The sequence below is a fragment of the Sphaerisporangium aureirubrum genome (assembly GCF_042658925.1).
GTDB classification, from domain to species: domain Bacteria; phylum Actinomycetota; class Actinomycetes; order Streptosporangiales; family Streptosporangiaceae; genus Sphaerisporangium; species Sphaerisporangium aureirubrum.
The window spans coordinates 66,389-79,359 of record NZ_JBHSRF010000011.1 but is presented as its reverse complement, the minus strand read 5'-3'; the positions used below and the strand labels follow the sequence as shown (position 1 = coordinate 79,359).

General features: G+C 69.8%; 15 protein-coding genes. 11 read left to right on the top strand and 4 right to left on the bottom strand.

What is annotated here, in order from left to right:
• Window positions 1-717: 717 nt before the first annotated feature.
• The 4 genes from ACFP1K_RS11140 to ACFP1K_RS11125 form a co-directional block, all read right to left on the bottom strand.
• Window positions 718-1,344, bottom strand: coding sequence for a CPBP family intramembrane glutamic endopeptidase (locus tag ACFP1K_RS11140; protein WP_380750192.1), 627 nt, complete (start codon window positions 1,342-1,344; stop codon window positions 718-720).
• Between the two features lie 509 nt (window positions 1,345-1,853).
• Entirely contained in the window at window positions 1,854-2,153 is a 300-nt protein-coding gene (locus tag ACFP1K_RS11135) for a hypothetical protein (RefSeq protein ID WP_380750189.1), read from the bottom strand.
• Window positions 2,146-2,475 (bottom strand): hypothetical protein, encoded by a 330-nt coding sequence (locus ACFP1K_RS11130; RefSeq protein WP_380750186.1) that lies wholly within the window; start codon window positions 2,473-2,475, stop codon window positions 2,146-2,148. Before ACFP1K_RS11130 ends, ACFP1K_RS11135 begins: the two co-directional genes overlap by 8 nt.
• Window positions 2,472-3,026 carry an ATP-binding protein gene (locus ACFP1K_RS11125; RefSeq protein ID WP_380750183.1) on the bottom strand — a complete coding sequence of 185 codons (555 nt, stop codon included), beginning with the start codon at window positions 3,024-3,026 and terminating at the stop codon, window positions 2,472-2,474. The genes ACFP1K_RS11130 and ACFP1K_RS11125 overlap by 4 nt, the downstream gene beginning before the upstream one ends.
• Before the next feature lie 232 nt (window positions 3,027-3,258).
• Between ACFP1K_RS11125 and ACFP1K_RS11120 the strand changes: the two genes are divergently transcribed.
• From ACFP1K_RS11120 to ptsP, 11 genes are all read left to right on the top strand, one after another.
• Window positions 3,259-3,750 carry a helix-turn-helix domain-containing protein gene (locus ACFP1K_RS11120; protein ID WP_380750180.1) on the top strand — a complete coding sequence of 164 codons (492 nt, stop codon included), beginning with the start codon at window positions 3,259-3,261 and terminating at the stop codon, window positions 3,748-3,750.
• Window positions 3,732-4,514, top strand: coding sequence for a hypothetical protein (locus ACFP1K_RS11115; protein ID WP_380750177.1), 783 nt, complete (start codon window positions 3,732-3,734; stop codon window positions 4,512-4,514). The genes ACFP1K_RS11120 and ACFP1K_RS11115 overlap by 19 nt, the downstream gene beginning before the upstream one ends.
• Window positions 4,515-4,523: 9 nt before the next feature.
• Entirely contained in the window at window positions 4,524-5,000 is a 477-nt protein-coding gene (locus ACFP1K_RS11110) for a hypothetical protein (protein ID WP_380750174.1), read from the top strand.
• Window positions 5,001-6,196: 1,196 nt separating this feature from the next.
• Window positions 6,197-6,958: a DeoR/GlpR family DNA-binding transcription regulator gene (locus ACFP1K_RS11105; protein WP_380750171.1), complete on the top strand. Its 762-nt coding sequence runs from the start codon at window positions 6,197-6,199 to the stop codon at window positions 6,956-6,958.
• Complete coding sequence (pfkB, locus tag ACFP1K_RS11100) at window positions 6,955-7,896, top strand: 1-phosphofructokinase (RefSeq protein WP_380750168.1); 942 nt, start codon at window positions 6,955-6,957, stop codon at window positions 7,894-7,896. The genes ACFP1K_RS11105 and pfkB overlap by 4 nt, the downstream gene beginning before the upstream one ends.
• A gap of 65 nt (window positions 7,897-7,961) precedes the next feature.
• Entirely contained in the window at window positions 7,962-9,119 is a 1,158-nt protein-coding gene (gene mtlA, locus ACFP1K_RS11095; protein ID WP_380750165.1) for a mannitol-specific PTS transporter subunit IIC, read from the top strand.
• A 5-nt stretch (window positions 9,120-9,124) separates the two neighbouring features.
• Window positions 9,125-9,436: a PTS lactose transporter subunit IIB gene (locus ACFP1K_RS11090; RefSeq protein WP_380750162.1), complete on the top strand. Its 312-nt coding sequence runs from the start codon at window positions 9,125-9,127 to the stop codon at window positions 9,434-9,436.
• A complete protein-coding gene (locus ACFP1K_RS11085; protein WP_380750159.1) occupies window positions 9,429-9,887 on the top strand; it encodes a PTS sugar transporter subunit IIA in 459 nt (152 codons plus the stop codon). Before ACFP1K_RS11090 ends, ACFP1K_RS11085 begins: the two co-directional genes overlap by 8 nt.
• The gene (locus ACFP1K_RS11080) at window positions 9,884-10,924 is read left to right on the top strand and encodes a zinc-dependent dehydrogenase (protein ID WP_380750155.1); all 1,041 of its coding nucleotides are present in this window, start codon (window positions 9,884-9,886) and stop codon (window positions 10,922-10,924) included. Before ACFP1K_RS11085 ends, ACFP1K_RS11080 begins: the two co-directional genes overlap by 4 nt.
• A 24-nt stretch (window positions 10,925-10,948) precedes the next feature.
• The gene (locus tag ACFP1K_RS11075; RefSeq protein WP_380750152.1) at window positions 10,949-11,233 is read left to right on the top strand and encodes an HPr family phosphocarrier protein; all 285 of its coding nucleotides are present in this window, start codon (window positions 10,949-10,951) and stop codon (window positions 11,231-11,233) included.
• Window positions 11,234-11,295: 62 nt separating this feature from the next.
• On the top strand, window positions 11,296-12,954 hold the full coding sequence (gene ptsP, locus ACFP1K_RS11070) for a phosphoenolpyruvate--protein phosphotransferase (protein WP_380750149.1): 1,659 nt from the start codon (window positions 11,296-11,298) through the stop codon (window positions 12,952-12,954).
• Window positions 12,955-12,971: the final 17 nt, after the last annotated feature.

Genomic DNA, 12,971 nt, shown 5'->3' with positions numbered 1-12,971 from the left:
GGGCCGGTGTCCGCAGATGGCTGAGGTGGAAGGCCGATCACCGGTCCGCCGTCGACCTGGGACAAGCCGAGCGGGCCGACGGCAGACGGGATGATCAGCCGGGGAGGTTCTTCGCTGCGCGGGCAGTACGTCGTGCCCGATGCAGGGGGAAGCAAGGGGGAATCTTCGGTACTCGCGGGGAAGCGCATCGGTACCCACTAGGAGGAACGCAGTTCAGTAGAGATCGGCATGCGTCTTTGCAAGCAGGCGCTCAACTCCGGGACGTGAGATGACATCGGCGGTACCAGCGGTGCTTTTGTGCTCGAAATCGCGCAGACTGCCGAATCGCTCTTGCATTTGTCCTCACGGCGGCAGCACTCCGCGCCGCCGCAAGCGCCCGCCGCCCTGCCGATCGCCGGGCTGCGCCCCTTCGGGTCGGTCCCGGCGTCGGCAGCAACGGGCCGCAACACTGCGCCGACCACCCGCCACACCGCGCGCACCCGCCGCACACCGGAGCACTGCCGTCCCCCTCCACTCGCTCAACGGTCAGAAATCAAGATCATCCGAGCGAGTAGCCGCGGACAGCCCAATGATCATAATCCGCCGCGATGGCGCCGGCCGAACTCCCGCACGGTCGCCCTACGGGTGCCTACGGCATTCCGGGCCCCACCGCTCCCATCACACATGGCCGGGTACACCAAGCCCCGTCTGGATACTCCCGGACGAGGGCCCGCGCGCCTACCACCACCCCCAGGTCACACTATGCCGCTTGGGTCGCGAACTCGTCAGGCTTTTGTCCTGCGTCATCCCCCAGACCAGTACCGCCACGATGCAGACCAGGGTCACGCCCGGTCGCCACAGCACCGTCCCGATGTCGAACAGCGCATGCGCGGCCATCAGTGGCACCACCCGCCGGTACCGCCGGTACAGGTAGGTCATCACCCCCGCCACCATGACCAGCACATACACCCGCACCTCCATATGCAGGTGATACGACATCCGCAGCACCGCCCCGGCCACGAACACCCGCCCGACCGGCATTCCCCGCCGCTCCAGCCCAACGATCAACAGCGCCGCCATCGTCTCCTCCGCCACCTCCGAATACATCGCCGCCACCACAAACGACCACACCGACGCGTACCCGTAACCAGCCACGCCCTTCTGTACACCGTGCACACCCGCCTGCGACCAGCCCCCCGTGACCAGGGAATGAAACACACCGGCCAACGACAGCACCGGGAAAGGCAGCAAGAACACCACAACCCCACCCCACGGCCGCACCGGACGGCGCAAGACACCCAGATGCCGATATAGCACCACCACGACCAGCACCGCCGCCACCACGTAACCCACCACGGTCAGCACCGCAAAACCCGGTCAACCCCACCGCCGCCGCCAGCACCACCGCAGCGGCGACCAGCACACCCAGCACCCCCGCCGACGTCCCCCAGAACGCACACACCACCAGCACAGGAAGCCGGACCAACCCCACCGCGTGCAACACCCACGTCACCCCAGCGCTCTCCCACCCCCAGCCAGCCCATGCCCCCCCTGACCACATCGGGAAGCAACACCACCCCGAAGACGACCACATACGCCACCAGCGGCGACCCACGCCCCGCATTCCTGCCGTCCCACCACAACCAGTAATCGCCGCACCGCAGCAGCCCAGAAAACAGACACCATTGCCCTCTCTGCGAAACGAAGGAATCCCCCCAAGGGAGGCGCAGGGACGGGAGGATTCGAACCTCCGAGAGTCCTCAAGCAAGCAACCCACAACGGCAGCGATACACATCAACATGAGAGAAAAAGCCGCAGGGTCATCTACCGGAGCGTACGACTCATGTTCCATCTATTCGTCCCCAAGACCACCACTAACCAGCCGACGAATCACCCGCCCGCAAACGGCCGAGGAACTCGGCGAGCAGCTCATCCGCCAGCAGACGAGCCGACCCGTCATCGGGAACACACTGAATCTCCTGCACCCCCAAAGACCGGGCAACGCGCACCGCAGCCGCATTTGGCCGGGGCAGCGTGTCCAGTGTGAACGCCCGCACCTGCCCCACCATCCCGTGACGCAAAGCACCGACTTTCACCGACGGCACCCACACGATCTCCGGCGCCGCCGAACCTCCCTCGCCACAACCAGAGGCGGACTGACGATCCTCAGCCATCGGACCGCCCCGCCTCACCGCGCAACTTCAGCTCCGCCCAGCGCCCAAATACGCTCCGCGCCGCAGTAGGCGCCATGGATGCCGGGCACCAGGTGTAGACATAACGATCGTTCGCGTCGACCTCACCGGTCCACCAGCGAAACCGCATGCCGCCATCGGGCCCGTACTCGCACCACACAGACAAACCCACCTCGAACGACAGCAGCGCCACCCGGTCACCCTCACAGAAGTCGGCATAGGCCCCGAGCCGGTCCACCTCCTGTGACAAGCGCATCGCCGCCCGGCCGACCGCCGAGCACGGCGCCGTAACCACCCCACTCATACGCGCCTCACCCCCGACGACACCACGCGCGACCTAGCCCCGGTCAGCCCAGCCTGCCGACCAGCCCCCTCACCCAGATCACCCGAATCCACCGCCTCACCCAGGCGCCGGTAACCGACCTGACACCACACCGTGCGCCCGGCCTCATCGTCGTAGACGCCCCACGCCAGCGACCGGTTCTCCACCAGCCAGAGGCCACGCCCGCCCTCCGGCAACTCCTCGGTCCGCTCCCCGGCGCATACACGCGGAAGGCTCCCGCTCCGGCTCCCGGCGTCCACCACGTCGATGTGAATCCGATCGAAGGCGTCCGCGATCGCAACCGTGACCGACCCGCCCCCACGTGAGTCGGAGTGTCGCAGGGAGTTGGTCACCAGCTCCGAGACCAGCAGCGTCACATCATCCAAAGCGGGATGCTCGCCACCCAGCTTTTCCCGCACGAACCTGCGAGCCTCGCTCGCTGACTCAGGAACCGCCAGCAGGTCGACGACCCCTAATAGGTTCCCTTGACGCACGTCCGTCCCCGGAGGGGGCAAAGTCGTATGATCCCTCACAGATCGCACCTCCAGTGTGCGGTTAGGGACCCGTATGGCGGTGCGAACGCCTGCGGGTCTCGCTATTGCGCCTCCCCGCTGTGTAGCCATTCGGACACGCTGCGTGGGAGGCGCTCATCGGCGATCATGGCGGGACATTGGGGATCGCAGAACCCGCTAGCACCATCAGTGGAGGCGGTATTCGCATCGCGAATATCGGCAGGTCGTGCCCGGCCGACCTAACCTAGGGTTCATGGCTCAGGGACAAGGAAGTTTGCCGCCTCAGTTCTGGCTCTCTCCTGTCATGGCGAGTGCTCTCGCGGAGTGCGACATCCCTCGCATCCTCACAGAGCTGCAACGCGCTCAGGGTTGGACTCAAGGCGAGCTTGCCGGGGCGGTGGGCTACTCGCAGAGCTGGGTCTCCAAGGTGCTCAGGCGCAAGCTGTCCCTCACTGTGGATCAGGTTCGGGAAGTATCGAGCCGACTAGAGATCCCGATTCACTTGATCAGGTTCGGTTATCGGGGAGATGACGATCAAACGAAGAGACGAGATTTTGGGAAGGCTGTCGTCCTTGCGGCGGTCGGTGTTGCACCAGCCTCCCGCGCTGCCAATGTCGATGAGAGCACCGCTGCAAGTCTCACAACGATCACCGGTGCTCAACGCCGGCTCGAAGCCGTGACCCCCGCGCACGATCTGGCACGGGCGGCCGTAGCACACACGTGGAGTTGGCCAAGCGAACCCTAAGCCGGGCGGCACGGTCACCATTCGCCGCCGAGGTGTGCGCAGCCACCAGCGAGGCCGCTGGTTTCGCAGCATGGCTGCACACCGATATGCACGACACCGGCACCGCCCGCGCCTACTACCGCCTCGCCATTGATGCGGCACGGAAGGCTGATCACGCCTTGCTCGCGGCCTACATGATAGGGAGCCTGGCATCCTTCGAGATCGAGGGCGACGATGCGGAGCTAGGCATTGTCCTCCTAGCCGATGCTCGCAGGCGGCTGGGAGACCATCCACCCCCGACCGCTAGCGCGTGGCTCTCCAGCATCGAAGCCCTAGGGCACGCTGCCGCCCAAGATGCATCGAATGCCATGGCGGCACTCTACGAGGCCGAGCAGGCCGTACAAAGAGCCGAACGGGCCACCGCCCCACCATGGCCCTGGGTTTTCCCCTTTGATCAACCAAAACTAGCCGGGTACCGCGCTCTGGTCATGGTGCGCCTAGGTCGCCACCAGGAGGCGGTATCAGCATTCGCTGAGTCCCTGGCGGCGGCACAGCCCGCGATCAAGCAACGCGCTGTACTGATGACTGAGATCGCGACAGCGTGGCGCATCGCAGGAGAGTACGACGAGGCGTTTCGCCTGGCCGGGGAAGCACTGACGGTAGGAGTCACCCACCACTCCGAGCGAGTGATCCAGCGCGCCCGTCGCTTCCGGCGTGACTACGCCGGTCCCATCACCCACCACGTCCGCGCCTTTGATGATCGTCTCCGCGCGACCCTAGTCTGAAAGGGGACCATGGTTTACATCGCCATCTCAGGTCATCGCGGTCTCGACGCCTCAACTTCCACGCTCGTTCAGGCAGCCATCAACGGGGCGCTAGCCGAACATTCCTCTGATGTAACCGGGTTGTCCTGTCTAGCCGACGGCGCTGATCAAATCTTCGCCCGTGCAGTAGTCGACAGGGGCGGAACGCTTGAGGTCGTCGTTCCCGCTCAGAAGTACCGAGAGAGCCTGCCCGCTCTATCTCACAACGAGTACGACGCGCTGACCGCTAGAGCTCGCACCATCCACCGGTTGAACTTCGTGGAATCAACGCCCGAGTCTCACATGGAAGCCAGCCGGGTCTTGCTCGACCTCGCCGACGAGCTCTACGCCGTCTGGGACGGCGAGCCCGCACGCTCCTACGGAGGAACAGCCGACGTGGTAAGCGAGGCCCACAGTCGCGGGATGACCGTACATGTCATCTGGCCAGAGGGCGCCAAACGCGACTGAACATGACAAGGCTGACCCTGCAACACACACGGGCGCAATCTCTATAGCGGTACAAGAACAAGGAAAACGCCGCCGGCGGGGGAATCCGGCTCCGGGAGCGCCCCAAGCCTTACCGAAAGACCATAGCGGGTTGCTGTGGAAGCCTGTCCGCCCCGCTGACGTCATCCTGAGCAGAGCCAAGCAGATCAGGGCCAGGCGTTCGCCAGTGGGGCGCTCCGTCTTGCACCCCTGGCCCTGGCCCGCTTCCCCTCCGGGGCGGGATGACGGCAGACGGTGTCAACGGCCAGGCAGGACAGTAGCTGTGCGTAGGAGTACCGCTCCGCAGTTAACCGGCTTCCCCGTACGGTGTCCCGTCGTGGCGGCGCCTGCCCCAATAGGCCGACGACCGGGTGTGCGGACGGGGCGTGGACGCGGTTCGCCGGGGCGCCTGGATCGCGGGGTGACGTTCATGTGCGGTGATGGATACCCCGTGGATCGGGTGGGCCATGGTCGACAAGGTGTGATCCGACAACGGGTGGGTCCATCCGCCTCAGCCGGGGGGGTGTTGTTGGCCACTTGACGTCGGCTATTGCTGGTCCGCCGTGTCACGTTCCGCCACCGAGGTGGGTAGTGATCGAGTGGCGTGAGGGGCGCCAGGGGTGGGGGACGGGTGGTTTCCCGCCTTATCACGTCCCGCCGCCTCGGCGCCGCAGAGCGCTCGTCATGGGATGCCGCGTGTGCGCCGGCGGAGGGGGCGCGGGGTTGGGTGGGTGGTGATGGCCGAGCTCGTGAACGACAACGGGTGGGCCAAGATCACCCCAACCGAGTAGGGGTTCCCCGTCAATTCACGACCAGCTAACGGCAGTCCCCGACCAAACACCTACATGGAACCGGCCAGCCAGAAGACACGGACACCCTGCCGGCCGCCATACGGCGCCCCCGGGTTCGCCGTATCACGTCCCGGCGTACCGGCGCCGTGAAGGCGAACCCCGTTGTCAGGGCGGGGCAGGTCGCGTCCCGTGAGGTGGTGTAGGGCGTCTCGTGGAGCCGGGGGTGTGGTGGGGGCTGGTGTGGTGGAGGTGGGGGAGAGGGGGGATCTTGTGATGCGGGATTGTGTTGGGATTGGGCTTGGTTGTGTGGGTTTGCGTCTTGACGGGGCAACTCATGCGGGTATAAACAAAGGCGAAACCAAATGGAAACGGTGGTGAATCAACACGATGTACGCCGAGGAGCGGCAGCAGGAGATCCTGCGGCGGGCGCGGGCCATCGGGCGGGTCGACGTGGTGACGCTGGCTGCGGAGTTCTCGGTGACCACCGAGACGATTCGCCGTGACCTGACGGTTCTGGAGCGTGCGGGCGTGTTGCGCCGGGTGCACGGGGGGGCGATCCCCGTGGAGCGGCTGGGGTTCGAGCCGGCGCTGGCGGCGCGGGACGAGGTCATGACGGCGGAGAAGGAGCGCATCGCCAAGGCGGCGGTCGCGGAGCTGCCGGAGGACGGGTCGATCATCATCGATGCCGGGTCGACCACGGGCCGGCTGGTGCAGATCCTCCCGGCCGACCGGGAGCTCACCGTCATCGTGAACTCCCCGCCGCTGGCGACGGTGCTGGCCACCCGCTCCAACCTGAGCGTGATCATGCTCGGCGGCCGGGTGCGCGGCCGCACCCTGGCCACCGTGGACGACTGGGCCCTGCGCCCCCTCGCCCAGGTGAACGTGGACGTCGCCTTCATGGCCGCCAACGGCTGCTCGCTGCGCCACGGCCTCACCACCCCCGACCCGGCCGAGGCCGCGATCAAGCGGGCGATGATCGAGGCGGCCAACCGCAGCGTGCTGCTGGCCGACCACACCAAGTTCGGCGACGCCTACCTGTCCCGCTTCGCGTCGCTGTCCGAGATCGACGTGGTGATCACCGACTCCGGCGTCGACCCGGTGGTCGCCGCCGAGCTCGCGGGTGCCGGGCCCGAGGTGGTGCGCGCGTGATCCTCACCCTGACCCTGAACCCCAGCCTGGACCGCACCATCGAGGTCGCGTCCCTGGCCAGGGGCAGCGTGATCCGCGCCGGGACCGCCCACCTGGACCCGGGCGGCAAGGGCGTCAACGTCTGCCGCGCCCTGCTGGCCAACGACATCGGCTCGCGCGCCGTCGTGCCGTACGGCGGCGCCGAGGGCCAGCAGCTGCTCGACCTGCTCTCCGTGGAGGGCATCGACATGATCGCCGTCCCGGTCTCCGGCCCCACCCGCTCCAACGTCGCGCTGGCCGAGCCGGACGGCACCATCACCAAGATCAACGAGCCGGGCACGGCCCTGTCCGCCGAGGAGGTGGACGCGGTCGCCGAGGCCGTGCTGGCCGCGGCCCACTCCGCCGACTGGGTGGTCGCCTCCGGCAGCCTGCCGCCCGGCGTCCCCGTCGACATGTACGCCCGGCTGTGCCGCAGGTTCGCCTCCGCGGGCCTCAACGTCGCCATCGACACCAGCGGCCCCGCCCTGGTCTCGGCCCTGGCCTCGGCGCCCGCCCTGGTCAAGCCGAACCGCGAGGAGCTCGCCGAGGCCACCGGCTCGGCTCCGCGCACCCTCGGTGAAGCGCTCGACGCGGCGGGCAAGCTGCGCGCGCTCGGCGCGGACGCCGTCCTCGCGAGCCTCGGCCCGGACGGCGCCATCCTCGTAGAGGACGGCCGGACCTGGTACGGCCGCTGCCCGGTGCCGGAGCCGCGCAGCACCGTCGGCGCCGGCGACGCCATGCTGGCAGGTTTCCTCGCCGCGGGTGCCCACGGCGAGGCCGCGCTGGCCGAGGCGCTGGCCTGGGCGTCCGCCGCGGTGTCCCTGCCCGGCAGCCGGATGCCCGGCCCCACCGACATCCGCCGCGAAGGCGTGCGGATCCTCCAACCCGACCCGACCCAGCCGTTGATGTCCGGGGGCTGACAGCGGCGCGTTCCACCCCTCATGCCGGCTTCACCGCCGGCCGCCCCGAAGGAGCATAGAAAGTTATGGCCGACACGTATACCCCACCGGTGTATGGCACCGGGATCAAGGCCACGATCCAGCGTTTCGGCGGTCACCTGGCCGGCATGATCATGCCGAACATCGGCGCGTTCATCGCCTGGGGCCTGATCACCGCGTTGTTCATCCCCACGGGATGGCTGCCCAACGAGACGTTCGCCAAGCTGGTCGGCCCGATCATCTCCATGCTGCTGCCGATCCTCATCGGCTACACCGGCGGCCGCATGGTCCACGGCCAGCGCGGCGCCGTGGTGGGCGCCGTCGCCACCATGGGCGTCATCGTCGGCACCGAGGTCCCCATGTTCCTCGGCGCGATGATCATCGGCCCGCTCGCCGCCTACCTGCTGAAGCTGGTGGACAAGTTCACCGGCGAGCGGACCAAGGCCGGCTTCGAGATGCTGGTGGACAACTTCACCGCGGGCATCGTCGGCGGCGCGATGGCCCTGGTAGGCCTGGTGGCGATCGGCCCGGTCGTCAGCGCCGTCACCGACGCCGCGGGGAACGCCGTCTCCTGGCTGATCGGCCACAGCCTGCTGCCCCTCGCCTCGGTGCTCATCGAGCCCGCCAAGGTGCTGTTCCTCAACAACGCCATCAACCACGGCGTGCTCGGCCCGCTCGGCGTCGCCGAGGCCGTCAAACAGGGCAAGTCCATCCTGTTCATGCTGGAGTCCAACCCCGGGCCCGGCCTCGGCCTGCTCCTGGCCTACATGTTCTTCGGCCCGAGGCTCCTGCGCCCCAGCGCGCCCGCCGCGATCGTCATCCAGTTCCTCGGCGGCATCCACGAGATCTACTTCCCGTACGTGCTGATGAAGCCGCGGCTCATCCTCGCCGTCATCGCCGGCGGCGCCTCGGGCGTGCTGGTCTTCATGGTGACCGGTGCCGGGCTGGTCGCCACACCGGCGCCGGGTAGCATCTTCGCCTACATCGCGGTCACCCCCAAGGGCGGATGGTTCGGCGTCATCGCCGGCGTGCTCATCGCCGCCGCCGTGAGCTTCGTGGTCGCCTCGGCTCTGCTCGGCTTCGGCCGCGCCAACGGTGACCAGGCCGAGGAAGCCGTACCGGACGCCGGGCAGGACGCGGTCGAGCAGCCGCGCGGCGACGTCACCGGCCCCGACAACCAGGTCCAGTCCGCCAGAGAGGTGTAACAACCATGCCCAGCATCGACAGCAAGGACGTCAAGACGATCGTGGTCGCCTGTGACGCCGGGATGGGCAGCAGCGTGATGCTGGCCAGCACGCTGCGCAAGGCCCTGTCGGGCCGGTCGATCGAGGTCAGGCACACGCCGGTCAACTCGATCCCCGCCGACGCCGACATCGTCGTCTGCCACGTCGGGCTGGCCGAGCGGGCCGCCAAGACCGTCGCCCCGGGCACGTTGCTGATCCCGTTCCAGCTGTTCATCGGCGACCCGGCCGTCAACAAGCTCGTCGCCGCGATCAAGAGTGGCGGCACCGTCGATGCCTGAGACGGCGCCGCTGCCGCTCGACCCCCGGGCCATCCGCCTGGACGCCGACGCCGGATCGCGCGACGACGCGATCCGGCAGGCCGGGCAGGCCCTGCTGGACGCCGGTGCCATCGACGTCTCCTACATCGACGCGATGGTGGAGCGGGAGCGCAGCATCTCCACCTACGTCGGCGAGGGGGTGGCGATCCCGCACGGCACCCTGGCCGGCAAGGAGGCCGTCCACCACGACGCGATCAGCGTGGTGCGCTTCCCGCGCGGCGTCGACTGGGACGGCGAGCGGGTGGTGCTGTGCATCGGCATCGCCGCCAAGGGGAACGGTCACGTCCAGCTGCTGGCCGAGCTGGCCGAGATCCTGATGGATCCCGGCCGGGCCGAGGCGCTGCGCGCGGCCTCGGACCCCGAGCACGTCATCCGGCTACTGCAACCCGTCAGAGAGGAACCCTTCGAGTGAAGGTCGCACGCTTCCACGCCCCCGGTGACATCCGCGTGGAGGACGCCCCCGAGCCCGAGCCCGGGCCCGGCGACGTCAAGATCCGGGTCCGCAACTGCTCCACCTGCGGCACCGACGTCAAGATCTTCAAGCACGGCCACCACCACATCCGGCCGCCCCGCGTCATGGGCCACGAGATCGCCGGGGAGATCGTGGAGACCGGCGCGGAGGTGACGGGCTGGGCACCGGGCGACCGGGTGCAGGTGATCGCCGCCATCCCGTGCGGCCGGTGCGAGGAGTGCCTGCGCGGGCGGCTCACCGTCTGCCCGAACCAGGAGTCGATGGGCTACCACTACGACGGCGGCTTCGCCGAGTACATGGTCGTCCCCGCCAAGGTCCTCGCCGTGGACGGGCTCAACCGCATCCCCGACGGCGTCGGGTACGACGAGGCGTCGGTGGCCGAGCCGCTCGCCTGCGTGCTGAACGGTCAGGAGCTCGCCCGGGTCGGCGAGGGGGACGACGTCGTCATCCTCGGCGCCGGGCCGATCGGGTGCCTGCACGTGCGGCTGGCCCGCTCGCGCGGCGCCGGGCGCGTCGTGCTGGCCGACCTCAACGCCGAGCGGCTCGCCATGGCCGCCGGGCTGGTGCGGCCGGACGAGACGATCAGCGGCGCGGACGCGGACGTCGTCGACGAGGTGCTGAAGCTGACCGGCGGCAGGGGCGCCGACGTGGTGATCACCGCCGCGGCGTCCGGCGCGGCGCAGCAGCAGGCGCTGCAGATGACCGCCCGCCAGGGCCGGATCAGCTTCTTCGGCGGCCTGCCCAAGGACGACCCGATCATCCGGCTCGACTCCAATCTTGTGCACTACCGCGAGCTGACCATCGTCGGCGCCAACGGCTCGAGCCCCCGCCACAACGCCCAGGCCCTCGGCCTCATCGCCACCGGCGCCGTCCCCGTCGCCGACCTCATCACCCACCGCATCCCGCTCTCCGAGGTGCTGGACGGCATCGACACCGTGGCCCGCGGCGTCGCCATCAAGGTCACCGTGGAGCCCTGACCCCCGCCCCCTAAGGAATCCCCCATGCCGCAGAAGACCGTCGTCATCGCCTCAAGCAGCGGCCTGCACGCCCGGCCCGCCAAGCTCTTCGTGCAGGCCGCGGCGCGCCAGCCCGTGCCGGTGCGCATCAGCGTCCCCGGGCGCAAGCCCGCACCCGCCAACAGCATGCTCGCCGTCCTGGCCCTCGGCGCCGGGCACGGCACGGAGGTGACCCTGGAGGCCGAGGGGCCCGGCGCCGAGGAGGCGCTCACGGTCCTGGCCGACCTGCTGTCGCGCGACCTGGACGCCGAGGAGCCCGCCGATGCGTGAGCCCGCCCGCCGTCCGGGCCGGCCGTCGCACGACCGTGATCCGGGGGCGAGGGAGGCCGGAGATGTCTGAGCCGGTGACGAAGGGGACGGTCCGGGGGATCGGGGCGAGCCCCGGCCGGGCGGCGGGGCGGGCGTACCGCATGGCGCGCCCGCCGGAGCTGCCCGCGCGGGCCCCGGTGGCCGACGCGGCGGCGGAGTTCGAGGCCGCCGCCGAGGCGCTGCGCACGGTGTCCGAGCACCTGGAACGGCACGCCGCCAAGGCCGCCGGCCCCGAGGCCCGCGCCATCCTGGAGGCGCAGAGCATGATCGCGGCCGACCCCATGCTGCTGGAGTCGGTGCGCGACGGCGTCGACGCGGGGCTCGGCGCCGCGCACGCCGTCGCCGCCGGGTGCGCGCACCACCGGGCGGCGCTGGTGGAGGCGGGGGGCTACTTCGCCGAACGCGCGGGCGACCTGGACGACATCCGCGACCGCGCCGTCGCCGCCGTGCTCGGCCTGCCCATGCCGGGCCTGCCCGACCCCGGCCACCCGTACGTACTGATCGCCGACGACCTCGCGCCCGCCGACACCGCCGGCCTGGACACCTCCGTCGTGCTCGCGCTGGTCACCCACCGCGGCGGCCTCACCAGCCACACCGCCATCCTCGCCCGCATGCTCGGCCTGCCCGCCGTCGTGGCCTGCCAGGACGCCGCGGCCGTCGAGGACGGCATGTGGGTGTCCGTGGACGGCGTCACGGGCGAGGTGGAGATCGGCGTCTCCGAGGAGGACGCCGAGCGGGTCCTGCGGGAGGCCGCCGCGGCCCGCGAGCGCATGGCCGCGAGCACCGGTCCCGGGGGGACGGCGGACGGGCACTCGATCCCGCTGCTGCTCAACATCGGCTCGGCCAAGGACGTCCGGCCGGACGCCGAGGGCGTCGGGCTGTTCCGCACCGAGTTCCTGTTCCTGGACCGCGCCGACGCCCCCGGCTTCGACGAGCAGGTCGAGGCGTACAGCGCGGTGCTGCGGGCTCTTCCGGGCCGCCGGGTGGTGATCCGCACGCTGGACGCCGGGTCGGACAAGCCGCTGCCGTTCCTCGGCCTGCCCGTCGAGGAGAACCCCGCGCTCGGCCTGCGCGGCCTGCGCACCGCCCGGCGCCGCCACGACGTGCTCGACACCCAGCTGCGCGCCGTCGCCGAGGCGGACAAGGCGTGCGAGGCCGAGACCTGGGTGATGGCCCCGATGGTGAGCACCGTCGCCGAGGCCGCGGACTTCGCCCGGCACGCCCGCGGGCACGGCCTGAGCCACGTCGGCGTGATGGTCGAGGTCCCCGCCGCCGCCCTGCACGCCGGGCACCTGCTGCGCGAGGTCGACTTCCTCAGCATCGGCACCAACGACCTCGGTCAGTACACCTTCGCCGCCGACCGCCAGCACGCCGACCTCGCCGACCTCCTCGACCCCTGGCAGCCCGCCCTCATCCACCTGCTCGCCCTCTGCGGCGAGGCGGCCCGCGCGTCGGGCAAGCCCGTGGGAGTCTGCGGCGAGGCCGCCGCCGACCCCCTCCTGGCCCTCGTTCTGACGGGCCTCGGCATGACCAGCCTCTCGATGTCCGCCCCCAGCGTCCCCGCCGTCCGCGAGTCCCTGCGGGCCCACACCATGGACGAGTGCGCCCGCCTCGCCGACCTCGCCCTCAAGGCCCTGGACCCGTCGGAGGCCCGCCGGGCCGTGACCCTCGGCGCCGGCTGACCGCCGCCGGTGACACC